This is a genomic window from Streptomyces hiroshimensis, from assembly GCF_014650335.1.
In the GTDB taxonomy this organism is placed as follows: domain Bacteria; phylum Actinomycetota; class Actinomycetes; order Streptomycetales; family Streptomycetaceae; genus Streptomyces; species Streptomyces hiroshimensis.
The window spans coordinates 168,526-185,283 of record NZ_BMUT01000006.1 but is presented as its reverse complement, the minus strand read 5'-3'; the positions used below and the strand labels follow the sequence as shown (position 1 = coordinate 185,283).

Sequence of the window (16,758 nt, the reverse complement as noted above, 5' to 3'; positions counted from 1 at the left end):
CCTGACGTGTAGCGCCGCTTGCTCGCCGAATGAACCGGAAGAGCCGAAGAAGACGCAGTCCCCGTCCAGGTCCGCACCCGGGGCCCCGGGTGTCACGCCGCCCCCTCCTCCGCCCGAGGACACTGGGCCATCCGGTGACCAAGAGGTAGTGCCGGGCTGGTCACCCAGCTGATAATGAGCGAGGCCGCAAAAAGTGGTTCCTGCCCAGAGGAACATGCGCAGTGCGCGGATCCGCCTCCGTCTACGTCCCCTGTCAAGGCCCTGGTTGCCCGAGCCTCGCTCATCGCCGCGCTCATGTTCTATCTCGGCGCGGTCTACGCCATCGCTTATTACGGATACTTCCGCATCTCCCCTTTCACTCTCGGTTTCGGTTCCGCTGAATTCGTCCTCAATAGCCTGGCGCTGTTGAGACGCGGGATCGTGGTGGCGGCGGTCGCTGTTCTCCTTGTGTTCCTCATCCGGCCCCCGGTCAGACTGCCCTATGCCGACCGGATCAGTAGATTCTTCTCCGGTCGGGTCGCAGCAGCGAAGGCGCTCGGCGCGCTGCTCGCGGTCACCGGGCTGGCTATGTTCGTCGAATGGCACTGGGTACAGGGGCACCCTTGGATCGCCCCACTCACTCTGGCGGCCGGGCTCTTCCTCTGCCGGAATATTCGGGTCAAGCAGCGCGTCCCGCAGGGTTCGCAGCACTCGGCGGTGCCGGCCTTCGCCGCAGGTGTCTGCCTCTTCTGGGCGGCCACCCTGCTCATCCAGCAGTTCGGCAACTGGGACGCCGCCGCCCGCGCGAAGAACATCACGCCATCGACTGGAGTCCTGGTTTTGAGCACCGGACGCCTGAGCATCCCCTATGTCTACGAAGAGGACTTGGGGGTCTGCCTCCCCTACCGATACCGCTACACCAATCTCCGGCGCATCGTCGAGGGACAGTACGGCTATTACGTCGTGCCGCTCCACTGGCAAGAAGGCGACCCGGTGTACGTGATTCCAAGAGGCCCTGACACCTGGGTGGGACTGACCGCGGGCGTACGAAATAAGGGACAACAGGTACGACACGGCAAGCAGCGGGCCGAAGACTCGAAGCCGCGCGTCTCCGCGCCATGCCCTGGAGGAGGTCGGCTGCAACCGCCACCGGGCTGAGGGCAACGATGCGCCACAGCCGTGCCCTGCTCACGTCGACTCCTTCCAGCTGATCAAGTCAGCTTCGAGGCTCAACGGTCTTGGGTTCCGTCCTGCCGATCACAAGCGAAGCCGGATAACCAGCACAGCCACCGTAACCGTACTGAGAACTCGTAGGCCGAGTCGGTTCCGTTCCTGCAGGCGATGCCGGTGATCAGCCGACGGTCGTCCACCCGCGGACGACCGGTCCCGGCCCTCGGCATCAGCCGAGCGCGTGTGAAGACGGACCTAGGGCGCCTTGCGCATCGCAGGTGCAGCCCGGCAGCCGCTTGAGCGCGGGCGGGCCGCTGGTGTGGGGAACGGCCACCACCTTGATACGCAGCTGAAGGAGTCGCCACGACTCTTCGAGGCGAGCCGGTTCTTCGGTGACGACATACGCCCGCCGGCGGCCCGGCCACAGGGCCCGTACGAGGCGGGAGAACTGCCCGTGCAGGCACCACCACACCCACAGGCGCACAGCCGCCCCCTTCACCGCTCGCTTCCCCGCTGCAGACGCCGCTGCTGGTGCATCAGGTCCCCCGCGGCCTTGCCCAGGCCTCGGGCAAAGGTGATCGCGGAGGCATACCCGTTGCCGGGCCCACCCCCGGCCCGGTGACGGGCTTCCTGCACCGCGGCGACCGCGGCCCGGCGGACCGGACACGCCACAGGGCGACGGCCCGCAGCCGCCTCCACGGCCGGGGCGGTCTCCCGGATGTAACCGAGGAGCCGCTCGGTGACCTCGCTCAGCCGAGACGGGGCGGGCAACCACGTCTCCATGGCGGTGGCCTCTCGGAGGGCCTGCCCGATGGAGACGGGGGACGGCTCGGCCGGAGTGAACGTGATCCCTCCGCCGGTCTGGGCGGTATGGGGGAAGGGAGGCATGACGGCTCCTTCGAGCGGTGCGGGGCATCGCCCCGACCTGCGACTCGGTACGGGAACCACCCTGCCGAGTGGCGAACTGAGGATTCAAGCGCCATCCCACAGAAATACCGCTAGCCTCCGAAGTGGCACATGCCATGACGGCAACACGTGCACGCACGACGGGATTTGAGGGGTTCACGACGCCTTCAGGCGCGCACGCAAAAGGAACAGTGGGGAGCGCAGCATGAACACGCAGCGCCAGACTCAGCCAGGACTCAGGCGGCCACGGAAGGCGATGAGGGTGGGAGCACGGATCGGACCAACAGCTCGTCGGATCGCACTCGGTACCGAACTGCGCCGCATGCGCAGCGAAGCCGGGATGACACTCGAACAGGCAGTGAAGGGCCTGGGGTTCAGCGAGTCCCACCTCCAGCGCGTCGAGACAGGGAGCATCGCGCTCAAGCAGGCCAGTCACCTGCGCAGTCTGCTGAAGCGGTACGACGTCACGGACGAGGACCACATCGCTGCGCTCGCCCAGCTGCACCGCGAATCCGCAAGCCAGGAATGGACATCCTTCGCCAGCGCGGTGCACCCGACGGTGCGGACGCACGCAAACGTCGAATCCGTGGCCCGCGCCATCAAGGCATGGCACCCGACCTTGGTCCTGGGCCTGCTCCAGACGAAGAGGTACGCAACCACCATCTTCGAGATGGAGAAGTTGCACGACGAGACCACGAGCGAGTACATCGACCAGAGCGTTCGCCTGCGCATGAAACGCAAGGAACTCCTGACCCGCGGGGAGGATCCCGTACACCTCTGGGCAATCCTGGGGGAAGCAGCGCTACGCCACGTCGTCGGGAGTGCCGATGTCATGCGCGAGCAGTACGCGGAGATTGCCGCATTGTCGGAGCGGGAAAATGTGACAGTGCAGATCCTGCGCACCCACGAGGTCGGCTACCGGTTCGGCACGAACTTCACCCTCCTCGACCTGGGCGAAGCGTTGCCGTCGACGGTCCAGACCGATGTGCCATGGGGATCCGTGTGCATGTCGGACAAGACGCGAGAGGTCGGACGCTTCTCCCGGAAGTTCGGCTCCCTCAGCGCCACAGCGATGTCGCCGGAGAAGACCGTGGGGTTCCTGCAACAACTATCGAGAGAGGTCAGCGATGCCTGACATATGGATGAAGTCGTCCTACAGCGACGCGCAGCACACCTGCGTCGAGGTCGCCGCCCTCACCGAGGGCATCGGCATCCGCGACTCCAAGGACACGAGCATCCCGTCACTCCGCGTCCGCCCGTCGGCCTGGACCTCATTCCTCCACGAGGTCCGCTCGGGTCGGCTGTAGCGTCGCGCCCCGAGGGGTGCTCCACCAAGGGGCCTGCTTCGGACTCAGGGGCCGGTCAGGTGGTCTGGCGGCGCCAGGTGTCGAGGACGATCCGGACGGCGGTGGAGACCTGGTTCTGCTGGGTGTGGTCGGCCCACAGGTGTTCGTCGTGCTCGGTGAGCGTGACCCTCTCGCCGGGGGTGACGGTGGCCGTGAAGTTGAACTGGCGGGTGGCACGGCCGTTGCCGGAGCGGTAGTCGAAGTGGCCGAGGTAGCCGCCGACGACCGTGACCGTCAGCCCTGTCTCCTCGGCGACCTCCCGCCGCAGAGCCTCAATGAGGGTCTCGCCGTCGTCGACGCCACCGGAGGGGAGCTCCCACAGCCCGCCGAGGTAGTCGTCGGCTGGGCGGCGCAGCAGCAGGACCTTGCCGTCGGCGCCCGCGATGACGGCGCCGACGACGGTCTTGGTGATGCCGTCCCGTTCCGCGGCGCGGGCGAGGTCGTCGAGCAGAGCGGTGTCGGGGGAACTCACAGCAGATCCTTCGCGTGGGAGGCGACTTTGGCGAGGACCGCGGTGTAGGCGTCGGCGAGGCGGATGTCCTCCTCGCGGTGCCAGACCGGCAGTTTGAAGGTGGTGGCGTGCACGTGCTCGGCCGTCGGGAGGTCGTCGACGGCGGGGCCCTGTCGGTCAGCGTAGCCAGGCAGCAGGCCCCCGGGAGCCTGGAACAGCGGATGACCACCCAGAGGGCACGTCGAGCCCGGCCGGTCCACCTCCGTGGCGCCTTCGGCACGTACGGCGGCGAGGAACCGCTCCAACGGCAGCCCGCCGAGCTCGGCCGGCTCGTACCGCAGCGGCAGGGCGTACCAGGACGGCCGGGCACTGACCGGCACGTGCGGCCCCCGGATGCCCGGCACGTCGTCGAGGGCCGCGCACATGCGGGCCGCGATGGCCTGGCGCCCGTCCAGGTGGCCCTCCAGGCGGGGCAGCTGGGCGTGGGCGAGGGCGGCGGCGAGGGGGTGGATCCGTAGTTTCAGTCCCATGCCGGTGACCGCGAAGCGTGCGAGCGGGTGGGTCGCGGGGATCTCGCGGTGGCAGCGCTTGTTGTATTGGCCGTGCAACAGCACCCGGTAGTACAGCTCGCTGTCGTCGGTGGCCACGAAGCCGCCTTCGCCGGCCGAGAGCGGCTTGGGCCCGTTGAGGCTGAACGCCGCGGCGGCCCCGAAGGTGCCGGTGCGCCGGCCGTTCCAGGCGGCGCCGTGGGCGTGGGAACCGTCCTCCAGCAGCATCAGCCCGTGCTCGTCGGCGAAGGACACGAGCGTGTCCATGTCCTCGGGCAGCCCCCACAGGTGCACGGCGACCACGGCCCTGGTGCGGGCGGTGATGCGTCGGGCGGCCTCGTCGAGATCGAGCTGACCGCGATTGTCGACGTCCGCGAGGACCGGGTCGGCGCCGAGGTGGAAAAGCGGGGTCGCGGTGGCGTGGAAGGTGAGCGCCGGGACGATCACCTCGTCCCCCGGGCCGATCCTGGCCGCGGCATACATCGAGTGCAGCGCCGCAGTCCCGGTGCAGGTGGTTACCACGTGCCGGACTCCGAGGAAGGAGGCGAGTGCGTCCTCGAGCTCGGCGACGACGCCGGAGCGGTCCGGGATCGAGACGCTCGCCTCCAGCTGGGCAGCCACCGCCTCGCGGTCGGCCTCGGTGATGACCGGCCAAGTGAAGTGCGGGCCCGGGGTGGCGACGGCGCTTTCGCCACCGAGCAGGGCGAGCGGGGAGTCGGTCATGCGAGGAACTCCTTCGGGTTGGCGGGGCGTGCGGTGGTCCGGGAGGCATAGGCGGCGGCGAGGAACGCGGCGTGCGGCAGGTGGGCGGCCGGGCCGGACGGGTTGGGTGTGGTGCCGTCCAGGACGCGGCAGAAGTAGTCGATCTGTGGAGCGGCTGCGCTCGGCCAGGCCGGTTCGCGCACCAGGGATTCGACGACCTGCCCGCCCGGGTCGAGACGGCGGACCGCTCCGCGTCCGACGACCACGGACCCGTGCGGGCCGGTGACGGTCAGGCGCTCGCTCTTCGGCCCGGTCGAGCGGGAGACCAGCAGCGAGCCGTAGAGGCCACAGTCGTAGGCGAGGTGGACCAGGGCGGTGTCCTCAGCGTCGTAGTCCGCGCCGGGTGCGGCGGCGGCCGAGGTGTCCGCGAGGACGCGGTCGGGCAGGCCGAGATACCAGATCAGCAGGTCGATGAGGTGGTAGCCCATGTCCGCCAGGCACCCGCCCCCGGCGAGCTTTGCGCGACCGCGCCAGCCGGCGGACGGGTCCGGACAGTGGAAGGTGTAGCGGCCCTCCACCAGGTACGGGGTGCCGATCTGTTCCAGCAGTTGGAGAGCGGCGGCGTAGACGGGGTGGAAGCGGCGCTGGACGGTGACCATCAGCTCGATGCCGGTCTTCTCGCACAGCGCAGCCAGGTCGGCGGCCTCGTGCGGGTCGACGGCGAACGGCTTCTCCTTCACCACATGCACCCCCGCCCCAGCACACACCTCGATGACCTCCCGGCCGGCGTGGTGCGGCACCGCGGCGATGACGAAGTCCGGCCGCACCTCCTCCAGCAGGTCCTTCAGGCCGGTGAAGCCGGGCACCTGCCACCGGTCCGCCTGCGCGGCCGTCTGCTCCGTGTCCACGTCGCAGACCGCGGCGAGCTCGGCGAGCCGGCACGCGGCCAGCCCCGGGAGGTGGTCTTTCCGGGCCTGGCCACCGAGCCCCACCACGGCGGCCCTCTTGAACGCGTTCATCGCTCACACCTCTTCGAAGGCGAGGCGGTGGCCCGCCGTCTGCGGGCCGCCTGCTTTTCGAGGACACCGCGGCCGGAGCGTCGGCGGGAGTGGCGTTCTCGCAACCCGCAAAGCGGTTTGCATACGGTGCAAAGCCTCTGTCCACGACTCGGACGCGCCGCTACGGTGAGGGACGGCGCGCCTCTCGGCTACGAGCGGGGACGGGTATGGACGCGGGCGGCAGGACGCGGGCGGCGCCCGCGGCGCAGATGAGTCCCGGCGAGCTGGTCCGCCGCACGCGCAAGGAACGGGGCCTGACGCTGGCCCAGCTCGGCGGGCTGGCCGGCTACTCCGCCGCCCAGGTCTCCCGGTACGAGCGCGGCATCTCGCCGCTGACCGACGTCACCGTGCTGCGGGCCTTCGCCGACGCGCTCGGCATCGCGCCCCAGGCGCTCGGCCTGACTCCTCAGCCGGACGTCCGACATGGAAGCGCGATCCGGCCAACCACCGCATACCCCCGCCTTCCTGCCTCTACGGTGGGGGATACGGCCCGTTGGGAGGACGGTGAGGACCCGGTGCGGCGACGGCGGTTGCTGGCGAACCTCGCGGTCACGGCCGCAGCCGCCGCAGGCGCCCCCGTCCTGACCGGCGGCAGGCCGCCGGTGAACGAAGCCGCGCTCGGCGAGGCCCTCGTCGCCCGGCTGCGGGACGCGATGCTCGGCCTGCACCACAACATCACCATCCCGTCGGAGACCGCGGTGAACGCCGATCTCTCCCGCGCGCTCACTGACTTCCACACCTGCCGATACGGCAGCCTCGCCGTCCGCCTGCCCAGGCTCATCCACGCCGGACACGCACACAGCGCCAGCGGCGATTGCGCGCTGCTGGCCCGCAGCTACCTGCTGGCCACCCGCATGCTCATCAAGCTCGACGAGCAGCAGCTCGGATGGATGGCCGCCGACCGCGCCCGCCAGAGTGCCGAAGCCGCGGGCGACGCCCTGCTGGTTGCCGAGGCCGCCCGCCTGCTCGCGGTCCTGGCCCGGAAAGCCGACTGGTACGAGCAGGCGATGTCCATCGCCCTGACGGCCGCCGACCACCCTGGCCTGCGCGCGGGCGGGCCGGACCACGCCGCCGAGCGGGGGCTGCTCATCCAGTCCGCCGCGTACACCGCCGCCAAGGCCGGCGACACTGCCGGGATGCGGGAGCTGACCAACGAAGCCGCCGCCATCGCCAAGGGACTCGGCGGGCCCACCTTGCTGCGGGACCACGGCGGCGGCTTCAGCCTGACCACCGTCCAGCTTCACCTCATCTCCGCAGAGAACTCCGCCGGCGATCCCTCCGCCGCGCTCGCCGCCGCCCGGGCCGTCGCCCCGCAGAGCCTGCCCAGCGTGGAGCGCCGGGCCCGCTACTACACCGATATCGCGGCCGCGTACGGACGATGGGGCCGCCGCGACGACTGCGTCCGCGCGCTCCTGGCCGCCGAACACCACGCCCCCGAGGAGACCCACGCCCGCCCCGCGGTCAAGTCCCTCATCTCGGGCCTGCTCGTCTCCGGACGCACCACGACGGAACTGCGCGGGCTCGCCGCCCGAGTCGGAGTCCTGCCCTAAACCCTCCGGCAAGACGGACGTCGCAGTGAAGGACGGACTGCCGATCAGGCCCAAACCCGTGCGCATCCGCCGACCACGCAGCTCCCCACGGTGGGGCCGCGCCCGGTCAGGCAACCGGCGTCAGCGGAAAGGACGGCGGGAGGTGACGGGGGCGCAGGGGTGGGGGTCCGGGGCGCTGACGTGTATTTGTGGGCCGATCGCGGGCGCCCGTGACGTCCGGGGCGCCGGCCCGTAAATATACGGCCCCGGACCCCCACCCCGGAGCCCCCGACACCGGCACCCACCACGGGCCCGGACCCGGACCCGAGACCACCCGGCCCCGGACCCGAGACCCACCCCGCGCCGGACCCGAGACGCACCCGCAACCGGCCCCCGGACCCACCCGCCCCGCCCCGCAACCCCCTGGCCTGCGCCGCGTAACCCGGTACCGTAAACAGAATGACCACACCGCGGGACACAGGCAGTAGCGGCGGCGCCGCGCGCGGCGGGCCGCGGACGCTGGCCGAGGAGTTGCGGGCGCGGCCCGACGGGGCGCTCGCCGGGCTGCTGCGGGCGCGCCCCGATCTCCTCAACCCCGTGCCGGGCGATCTGACCCAGCTGGCGACCCGCGCGGGCACCCGCGCCTCCGTCGTCCGGGCCCTGGAGCGCCTGGACCGCTTCGCGCTGCAGGCGGCCGAGGCCCTCGCCGTCGCGCCCGACCCGTGCCCGTACGGCACCCTCTCCGCCCTGCTGACCGGGGACGCTCCCGAGGGCGACCCGCGCATCGCCGAAGCCCTGCCCCGCGCCCTCGCCACGCTGCGCGAGCAGGCGCTGGTCTGGGGCGGCGAGGACCGCCTGCGCCTGGTGCGCACCGCCCGCGAGCTGCTGGCGCCGAGCCCGGCGCACCCCTCCCCCACCGGCCTCGGCCCGACCGTGGCGGAGGCCACCGCCGGCATGTCCCCGGGCCGCCTCCAGCAGATCATCGCCACGGCCGGGCTGCCCGGCACGCACGACCCGGTGTCGGCCGTCGCCGCGCTCACCGCCCTGTTCGAGGACCGCACCCGGATGGCGGAGCTGCTGGCCGGGGCGCCCGCGGAGGCCACGGCCGTGCTCGGCAGACTGCTGTGGGGCCCGCCCTACGGCACGGTCACCGCCGACCCCGCCCCGCACCTGCGCTGGCTGCTCGACCGCGGCCTGCTGCTGCCCGCCACGCCCGGCAGCGTCGTCCTGCCCCGCGAGGCGGCCCTGCACCTGCGCGCGGGGCGCGCGCACCGTACGCCCGAGCCGGTCGCCCCCGCCCTCGCGCCGGCGACCCCGCACTCCGTGCACACCGTGGACGCGGCCGCCGCCGGCCAGGCGTTCACGGCCCTGGGCACGGTGGAGGAGCTGCTCGCCGCCTGGGAGTCCGACGGCCCGCTCGTGCTGCGCGCGGGCGGCCTGAGCGTGCGCGACCTCAAGCGCGCCGCGGCCGTCCTCGACACCACCGAGGAGACGGCGGCCTTCTGGATCGAGCTGGCGTACGCGGCCGGGCTGCTCGCCTCCGACGGCGAGGTCGACGAGCGCTACGCCCCCACGCCCGCCTCCGACGACTGGCTGCGCCTGCCCACCGAGCAGCGCTGGGCCCGTCTGGCCACGGCCTGGTCCGCGGCCACCCGCACTCCGGGCCTGGTCGGCAGCCGCGACGCCAAGGGCCGTCCCCTCAACGTGCTCGGCCCGGAGCTGGACCGCTCTCCGGCGCCCGAGGTCCGCCGCCGCGCCCTGGCGCTCCTGGCCACGCTCCCGCCCGGCGCCTCGGTCACCGCGGACACGCTCCTGGAGCGCCTGCACTGGGAGCGCCCGCCGCGCACGCCCGCCGAGCCCGGCACGGAGGACCTGCGTACGCGCCTGGCCCGCTGGGCGCTGGCCGAGGCGGAGCTGCTGGGCGTCACCAACCGCGGCGCCCTGTCCGCCCCGGGCCGCGCCCTGCTGGGGCCGGAGGGCTCCCCGGGCACCAAGCCCCTGAGCGACGCCGAACAGGGCGCCTGCGCCGTACGAGCGGCAGCCCTCCTAGCCCCGCTCCTGCCCGAGCCGCTCGACCACATCCTGCTCCAGGCCGACCTGACGGCCGTCGCCCCGGGCCCCCTGAAGCGGCCGCTCGCCCAGATGCTCGGGGTCCTCGCGGACGTCGAGTCCAAGGGCGGCGCCACGGTCTACCGCTTCACGCCCGCCTCCGTGCGCCGCGCGCTGGACGCCGGGCAGACCGCGGCCGACCTGAAGGCGTTCCTCACGGAGCACTCCCGTACGCCCGTGCCCCAGCCGCTGGCCTACCTGATCGACGACGTGGCCCGCCGCCACGGCCATCTGCGCGTCGGCGCGGCCTCGTCCTACCTGCGCTGCGACGACGAGGCGATGCTCGCCGAGATCCTCGCCGACCGCCGCTCCGCCCCGCTGCGGCTGCGCCGCCTCGCCCCCACCGTGCTGGCGGCGCAGGCCGCGCCGGACGCCCTCCTGGAGGGCCTGCGGGCCATGGGGTACGCCCCGGCGGCCGAGTCCGCCGAGGGGGACGTCGTCGTCACCCGCGCCGACGCCCGCCGCACCCCGCCGCGCACGGCCCCCGCCCCGGTTCCGGAGGGCCCGCCGGTGCCGGACGAGACGCTGCTGGGCGCCGCCGTGCGGGCGATCCGCGCGGGGGACCTGGCGTCCACCGCCGAGCGCAAGCCGGTCGCCGCGCCCGCCCCCGCCGACGGCGGACTGCCCCGCACCACCTCCGCGGACACCCTCGCCACGATGCAGGCCGCGGTGCTCACGGGCGCCGCGGTGTGGATCGGCTATGTGAACGCGGAGGGCGCGGCGAGCCAGCGCGTGATCGCCCCGGTCCGGGTCGAGGGCGGCTTCGTGACGGGCTACGACCACACGGCGGACGAGGTCCGGACATATCCGCTGCACCGGATCACGGGCGTGGCCGAACTGGCGGACGAGCACGCCTGACGGAGCCCGCCTGACGGAGCCCGCCCGGCCTTGCGCCACCACCCCGCCCGGCCCTGCACCACCCCCGCACCGGGATTCCCACCCGCCTCCACGTTCGAGCAAGTAGACTCAATAGTTTGGCGCGATGGGTCGGCCGGGCCCGGTTGTGGAGGTACGAGTGTCCTGCTTGATCGTCCAGAGCGACAAGACGCTGCTCCTGGAGGTGGACCACGAGCAGGCCGACGCATGCCGTCGCGCCATCGCCCCCTTCGCCGAGCTGGAGCGCGCCCCGGAGCACATCCACACCTACCGGGTCACCCCGCTCGGCCTGTGGAACGCCCGGGCCGCCGGGCATGACGCCGAGCAGGTCGTGGACGCCCTCGTCACGTACTCGCGCTACCCCGTCCCGCACGCCCTCCTCGTCGACATCGCGGAGACGATGGACCGCTACGGGCGGCTGCGGCTGCTCAAGCACCCCACGCACGGGCTGGTCCTGGAGTCGACGGACCGCCCCGTCCTGGAGGAGATCCTCCGCTCGAAGAAGATCCAGCCGCTGGTGGGCGCCCGGATCGACCCGGACACCGTCGCCGTGCACCCCTCCGAGCGCGGCCAGATCAAGCAGACGCTGCTGAAGCTCGGCTGGCCGGCGGAGGACCTGGCCGGGTACGTGGACGGCGAGGCCCACCCCATCGAGCTGGCGGAGGACGGCTGGGCGCTGCGGCCGTACCAGCAGCAGGCCGTCGAGGGCTTCTGGCACGGCGGCTCGGGCGTCGTCGTGCTGCCCTGCGGCGCGGGCAAGACGCTCGTCGGCGCCGGTGCGATGGCCAAGGCCAAGGCGACGACGCTGATCCTCGTCACCAACACGGTCTCGGCCCGCCAGTGGAAGCACGAGCTGGTCAAGCGCACGTCGCTGACCGAGGACGAGATCGGCGAGTACAGCGGCACGAAGAAGGAGATCCGGCCGGTCACCATCGCCACGTACCAGGTCCTCACGACCAAGCGGAAGGGCATCTACCCGCACCTGGAGCTGTTCGACTCCCGCGACTGGGGCCTGGTCGTCTACGACGAGGTGCACCTGCTGCCGGCGCCGGTCTTCAAGTTCACGGCCGACCTGCAGGCACGCCGCCGCCTCGGCCTGACGGCGACGCTCGTGCGCGAGGACGGCCGCGAGTCGGACGTCTTCTCCCTCATCGGCCCGAAGCGCTTCGACGCGCCGTGGAAGGAGATCGAGGCGCAGGGCTACATCGCGCCCGCCGACTGCGTGGAGGTGCGCGTCAACCTCACGGACGCCGAGCGGCTGGCCTACGCGACGGCCGAGACGGAGGAGAAGTACCGCTACTGCGCGACGACCGCCACCAAGCGGCGCGTCACGGAGGCGCTGGTGGCCCGGCACAAGGGCGAGCAGACGCTGGTCATCGGGCAGTACATCGACCAGCTCGACGAGCTCGGCGAGCACCTCGACGCGCCGGTGATCAAGGGCGAGACCAGCAACGCGCAGCGCGAGAAGCTCTTCGACGCCTTCCGGCAGGGCGAGCTGTCGGTGCTGGTGGTCTCGAAGGTCGCGAACTTCTCCATCGACCTGCCGGAGGCGACGGTCGCCATCCAGGTGTCGGGCACGTTCGGCTCGCGGCAGGAGGAGGCACAGCGGCTCGGCCGGGTGCTGCGCCCGAAGGCGGACGGGCACGAGGCGCGCTTCTACTCGGTGGTCGCCCGGGACACCGTCGACCAGGACTTCGCGGCGCACCGGCAGCGGTTCCTGGCCGAGCAGGGCTACGCGTACCGCATCGTGGACGCGGACTCGCTGCTCGCGGGCGAGGAGGCGTAAGCCGTACGAAGTCGAGGCGCAAGCCGGACGACGTTACGGAAGGGCCGGGATCAGGCCTTGCGGTCGTCCGCGTACTGGCCGAGGACGACGACGCTGACGGCCGCGCCGGCGAAGGCCTTGATCGCACGGAGGGCGTGGGCGAGGGGGGATTCGCCGGTGGTGGGGTCCGTGTTCATGGTTGCTGTGTTCATGTCTCCATGATGGTGTCCGGCAGCGCCCCGGACATCGGCCTGCCGGTGTAAACGCGCAGGCCCGCGCGTACGACCCCAGGATCATGGCGTCCTACGGGAGGTGGAGGCCGACCCTGAGGACGACCCTGGGGTGGGCCCTGGGGCCCACCCCAGGGCCCACCCCAGGGGCGCGGGAAAATCGCTCGCGCGCCCCCGGCCCGCTGACTAGAATCTCCCCTTCCCGCCCGCCTCCCGCAGCGTCCGCCGCCGCACGGAGCGCGGCCGCCGTCCGGACGGAAACCGGCGGCTTCCACTCGTTTCGTTCCGCCGTACGCCTGGAGGCTTTGCCGTGCCCGCGCCACACGTATCGAACGCGAACGACCCCCTGGAGCGGGAGCGCACCCACCTCTCCTCCTCCCGCGCCGCCCTGCGCGCGATGCGCGCCGACGTCGAGGCCCTGGACATCAAGGACGTGACCGCGAACTGGGTCAACGCCGCCGTCCTGGAGCGGCAGATCGAGGACCGCATCACGGCGCTGGCCGACCTCGCGCACACCCCGCTGTTCTTCGGGCGGCTGGACTACACGCACGCGCCGGGCGCGGATCAGGCCGAAGGGGCCGAGGGCGAGCAGTTCTACATCGGCCGCCGGCACGTGCACGACGCGGACGGCGACCCGATGGTGATCGACTGGCGCGCGCCGGTCTCGCAGCCGTTCTACCGGGCGTCCAAGAAGGAGCCGATGGACGTGCGGATGCGCCGCCGCTTCGGCTACACGGGCGGCGAACTCACCGCGTACGAGGACGAGGACCTCACCGACACGTCCGGTGCCGATCAGGCCAGCAGGCTGCTGCAGACGGAGATCGAGCGGCCGCGCGTGGGCCCCATGCGGGACATCGTGGCCACGATCCAGCCGGAGCAGGACGAGATCGTGCGCGCCGGGATCGGCGGCACGGTGTGCGTGCAGGGTGCTCCCGGCACCGGGAAGACGGCGGTCGGCCTGCACCGTGTGGCCTACCTGCTCTACGCGCACCGCGAGCGCCTCGCCCGCACGGGCACGCTGGTCATCGGCCCGAACCGGTCCTTCCTGCACTACATCGAGCAAGTCCTGCCCGCGCTGGGCGAGTTGAACGTGGCGCAGGCGACGGTCGACGACCTCGTCGCGCACGTGGAGGTGCGCGGCACGGACCGCGCCGAGGCCGCCCGTATCAAGGGCGACGCCCGCATGGCGGAGGTGCTGCGGCGCGCGGTGCGCTCCGGGGTGACGATGCCGGAGGAGTCCGTGGTCGTCGTCCGCGGCTCGCGGCGCTGGCGCGTACCGGCGTACGAGATCGAGGAGATCGTCCGCGAGCTGCTCGGCCGCGACATCCGCTACGGCGCCGCCCGCGAGGCCCTGCCGCAGCGGATCGCGCACGCCGTGCTCGTCCGCATGGAGCAGGCGGGCGAGGCGCCGGACGACCGGGTGCAGGACGCGGTCGCGCGCAACGCCGCCGTGAAGGCGGCCGTCAAGGCGGTGTGGCCCGCGGTCGATCCGGTGAAGCTGGTGCTGCGGCTGCTGTCCGACGCGGAGTTCCTGGCCGAGCACGCGGACGGGGTTCTTTCGGCGGAGGAGCAGGCGGAGATCCTGTGGGCGAAGCCGGCGCGCGGCGTGAAGTCGGCGAAGTGGTCGGTGGCGGACGCGGTGCTCGTCGACGAGGCGGCGGACCTGGTGGCGCGGACGCCGTCGCTCGGCCATGTGGTCCTGGACGAGGCCCAGGACCTCTCCCCCATGCAGTACCGCGCGGTGGGCCGGCGCTGCACGACCGGTTCCGCGACGATCCTCGGTGACCTCGCGCAGGGCACGACGCCGTGGGCGACGGCCAGCTGGGAGGAGGCGCTCGCGCACCTCGGCAAGCCGGAGGCGGCGGTGGAGGAGCTCACGCAGGGCTTCCGCGTGCCGCGCGAGGTGATCGCCTACGCGTCGCGGCTGCTGCCGGCCATCGCGCCCGGCCTGGCCGAGGCCACGTCCGTCCGCGAGGCGGCGGGCGACTTCTCGGTGCGCGCGGTGACCGGCGGGGAGCTGGACGCGGCGGTCGTGGCCGCCTGCCGGGAGTCGCTGGAGCGGGAGGGGTCGATCGGTCTGATCGCGGCGGACGCCCGGATCGAGGCCCTGGGCGCGCTGCTGACGGAGGCGGGCATGCCGTATCTGGCCCCGGGCGAGGAGACGACGGCGCAGGCCCGCCTGACGCTGGTGCCGGCCTCGCTGGCGAAGGGCCTGGAGTACGACTACGTGGTCCTGGACGAGCCGGCGGCGGTCGTCTCCGGCGAGCCGGACGAGCGGACGGGGCTGCGACGGCTGTACGTGGCGCTGACGCGAGCGGTGTCTGGGCTGACGGTCCTTCATGCGGAGCCGCTGCCGGGGCAGTTGGGTTAACCGCAGCCTTAGTAAGGCCCGCCCGCCGGGCCTTACGAGGCCTCCCCCTCCAACCCCCTGAGCAGGGCGTCCAGCAGCCCGGGGAACCGCTTGTCGAGATCCGCGCGCCGCAGCTGTACGAACCGGTTGCGGCCGGAGACCCGGGTGGAGGTCACGCCCGCCTCGCGCAGGACCTTCATGTGGTGCGACACCGTGGACTTGTGCAGGTGGTCGAGGCCGAGTCCGCCCAGGTCGCAGGCGAACTCCTGCCCCTTCAAGTACACCGACAGGAGCTGCAGGCGCACCGGGTCGCCGAGCGCGTGCAGCACCCTCACCAGCCGGATGTCCTCGGTCGCGGGCTGCGGCAGCCACTCGTCCGGCATGTGCTCTTCCCTCCTCACCCCCCGACAACTGTTTGACAATTATCCACCCATCACCAATTGTTTGGCGAGCATCAAACGATTCGACTCGGGGGGATCCTGTGCGCCTGCGACTGCTCCTACTAGCCCTCGGCACCTTCGCCGTGGGCACCGACACCATGGTCATGGCCGGCATCCTCGGCCGGATCGCCGGCGACCTCGGCGTCTCCGTCCCGGCGGCCGGCCAGCTGGTGACGGTCTTCGCACTCTCGTACGCGCTGCTCGCGCCCCTCCTCGCCGCCGCGACCGCCCGCTGGCCGCGCCGCCGCCTGCTGCTCGCGGCGCTCGCCGTCTTCACCGCCGCGAACGCCCTGAGCGCCCTCGCCCCCGACTACCCGACGCTCCTCGCGACCCGCGTCCTGGCCGCCGCCGGAGCCGCGCTCTACACCCCGAACGCCAGCGCGGCCGCCACCGCCCTCGTCCCGCCGGAGCGGCGCGGCCGGGCCCTTGCGACCGTGCTCGGCGGGATGACCGCGGCCACGGCCCTGGGCGTGCCGCTCGGCACCTACGTGGGCCGGGCGGACTGGCGGGCGACCATGTGGCTCGTCACCGCACTCGGCGCCGTGGCCCTGCTGGGCCTGGCCGCCTTCCTCCGCGAACTGCCCGCGTCCGCCCAGGCGGCGGGCCTGCGCGAGCGGCTCGCACCGCTGCGCGACAAGCGCGTGCTGGCCGCCGCGGCGACGACCTTCGCCTTCTTCCTGTCCTTCCAGTCCGTCTACATCTACCTGGGCACGGCCGTCCACCCGGCGACGGGCGGCGACGCGGACAAGCTCAGCACCATCCTGCTGGTGACGGGCGTCGCCTCGGTCGCGGGCAGCTGGCTGGGGGGCCACGTCGTGGACCGCTGGGGCGTACGGAAGGTCCTGCTGGTCGGCAGCGTGATCTCGGTGGTGTTCTTCGCAGCGCTGCCGTGGCTGGGCCTCACGATGCCGGGTGCGCTCGTCTACGCGCTGGCGGTGCCGCTCGCGGGCTGGTCGATCTCGGTGGCCCAGCCCCACCGCCTGGCCTCCCTGCGCCCCGCCGACGCACCGCTGCTGCTCTCCCTCAACAGCAGCGCGCTGTACCTGGGCACGGCCGCGGGCGGCGGCGCGGGCAGCCTGGCGATCGCCCTCCTGGGAGAGCGCTGGTTCCCGCTGGGGGCGTCGGCGCTGGCGGTGGTGGCGCTGTGGCTGGCGGCAGCGACGACGAGGCCGGCGGCGAAGGCTCCCGCAGCGGCAGGAACGGCCCGTATGCGAACCGAGGCCGTTCCCGCAGCTGAAAGCCGGTCCCGGCAAGAATCAAGCCCGTCCGGCGTTTGAGGACGAGCGCGTTCAGCGCGAG

15 protein-coding genes are annotated in these 16,758 nt (G+C 72.5%); 8 read left to right on the top strand and 7 right to left on the bottom strand.

All coding sequences use genetic code 11. The annotated features are described in order from the left end of the window. Window positions 1–294 precede the first annotated feature (294 nt). Window positions 295–1,137, top strand: a complete 843-nt coding sequence (locus tag IE241_RS15885; RefSeq protein WP_190022380.1) for a hypothetical protein — start codon at window positions 295–297, stop codon at window positions 1,135–1,137. Window positions 1,138–1,378: 241 nt separating this feature from the next. Here IE241_RS15885 and IE241_RS15880 read toward each other — a convergent pair whose 3' ends face one another. Continuing rightward, window positions 1,379–1,648 carry a hypothetical protein gene (locus tag IE241_RS15880; protein WP_190022379.1) on the bottom strand — a complete coding sequence of 90 codons (270 nt, stop codon included), beginning with the start codon at window positions 1,646–1,648 and terminating at the stop codon, window positions 1,379–1,381. Then, window positions 1,645–2,037 carry a DUF6415 family natural product biosynthesis protein gene (locus IE241_RS15875; protein ID WP_190022378.1) on the bottom strand — a complete coding sequence of 131 codons (393 nt, stop codon included), beginning with the start codon at window positions 2,035–2,037 and terminating at the stop codon, window positions 1,645–1,647. The genes IE241_RS15880 and IE241_RS15875 overlap by 4 nt, the downstream gene beginning before the upstream one ends. Before the next feature lie 223 nt (window positions 2,038–2,260). Between IE241_RS15875 and IE241_RS15870 the strand changes: the two genes are divergently transcribed. Together IE241_RS15870 and IE241_RS15865 are read left to right on the top strand one after the other, a co-directional pair. After that, on the top strand, window positions 2,261–3,190 hold the full coding sequence (locus IE241_RS15870) for a helix-turn-helix domain-containing protein (RefSeq protein ID WP_308433698.1): 930 nt from the start codon (window positions 2,261–2,263) through the stop codon (window positions 3,188–3,190). Next, a complete protein-coding gene (locus tag IE241_RS15865) occupies window positions 3,183–3,362 on the top strand; it encodes a DUF397 domain-containing protein (RefSeq protein WP_190022377.1) in 180 nt (59 codons plus the stop codon). Before IE241_RS15870 ends, IE241_RS15865 begins: the two co-directional genes overlap by 8 nt. Before the next feature lie 55 nt (window positions 3,363–3,417). Here IE241_RS15865 and IE241_RS15860 read toward each other — a convergent pair whose 3' ends face one another. The 3 genes from IE241_RS15860 to IE241_RS15850 are packed head-to-tail and all read right to left on the bottom strand — an operon-like array spanning window position 3,418 to window position 6,121. Then, window positions 3,418–3,873: an NUDIX hydrolase gene (locus tag IE241_RS15860; RefSeq protein ID WP_190022376.1), complete on the bottom strand. Its 456-nt coding sequence runs from the start codon at window positions 3,871–3,873 to the stop codon at window positions 3,418–3,420. Continuing rightward, window positions 3,870–5,123: a DegT/DnrJ/EryC1/StrS family aminotransferase gene (locus tag IE241_RS15855; protein WP_190022375.1), complete on the bottom strand. Its 1,254-nt coding sequence runs from the start codon at window positions 5,121–5,123 to the stop codon at window positions 3,870–3,872. The genes IE241_RS15860 and IE241_RS15855 overlap by 4 nt, the downstream gene beginning before the upstream one ends. Beyond that, the gene (locus tag IE241_RS15850) at window positions 5,120–6,121 is read right to left on the bottom strand and encodes a Gfo/Idh/MocA family protein (RefSeq protein ID WP_190022374.1); all 1,002 of its coding nucleotides are present in this window, start codon (window positions 6,119–6,121) and stop codon (window positions 5,120–5,122) included. The genes IE241_RS15855 and IE241_RS15850 overlap by 4 nt, the downstream gene beginning before the upstream one ends. A 206-nt stretch (window positions 6,122–6,327) precedes the next feature. On the opposite strand from IE241_RS15850, the gene IE241_RS15845 reads away from it, so the two are divergent. The 3 genes from IE241_RS15845 (at window position 6,328) to IE241_RS15835 (ending at window position 12,460) form a co-directional block, all read left to right on the top strand. Continuing rightward, window positions 6,328–7,710 (top strand): helix-turn-helix domain-containing protein, encoded by a 1,383-nt coding sequence (locus IE241_RS15845; protein WP_190022373.1) that lies wholly within the window; start codon window positions 6,328–6,330, stop codon window positions 7,708–7,710. 438 nt (window positions 7,711–8,148) lie between these two features. Then, on the top strand, window positions 8,149–10,656 hold the full coding sequence (locus tag IE241_RS15840; protein ID WP_190022372.1) for a helicase-associated domain-containing protein: 2,508 nt from the start codon (window positions 8,149–8,151) through the stop codon (window positions 10,654–10,656). Window positions 10,657–10,813: 157 nt separating this feature from the next. Continuing rightward, entirely contained in the window at window positions 10,814–12,460 is a 1,647-nt protein-coding gene (locus IE241_RS15835) for a DNA repair helicase XPB (RefSeq protein WP_229899310.1), read from the top strand. Between the two features lie 50 nt (window positions 12,461–12,510). Here IE241_RS15835 and IE241_RS15830 read toward each other — a convergent pair whose 3' ends face one another. Then, window positions 12,511–12,651, bottom strand: coding sequence for a hypothetical protein (locus IE241_RS15830; RefSeq protein ID WP_190022370.1), 141 nt, complete (start codon window positions 12,649–12,651; stop codon window positions 12,511–12,513). Between the two features lie 328 nt (window positions 12,652–12,979). Here IE241_RS15830 and IE241_RS15825 point away from each other — a divergent pair, with 328 nt between their 5' ends. Then, entirely contained in the window at window positions 12,980–15,040 is a 2,061-nt protein-coding gene (locus tag IE241_RS15825; protein WP_229899308.1) for a HelD family protein, read from the top strand. 32 nt (window positions 15,041–15,072) lie between these two features. On the opposite strand, the gene IE241_RS15820 is transcribed toward IE241_RS15825, so the two are convergent. Continuing rightward, window positions 15,073–15,402 (bottom strand): ArsR/SmtB family transcription factor, encoded by a 330-nt coding sequence (locus IE241_RS15820; protein WP_190022369.1) that lies wholly within the window; start codon window positions 15,400–15,402, stop codon window positions 15,073–15,075. A gap of 98 nt (window positions 15,403–15,500) precedes the next feature. Here IE241_RS15820 and IE241_RS15815 point away from each other — a divergent pair, with 98 nt between their 5' ends. Next, window positions 15,501–16,736, top strand: a complete 1,236-nt coding sequence (locus IE241_RS15815) for an MFS transporter (protein ID WP_190022368.1) — start codon at window positions 15,501–15,503, stop codon at window positions 16,734–16,736. Window positions 16,737–16,758 lie beyond the last annotated feature (22 nt).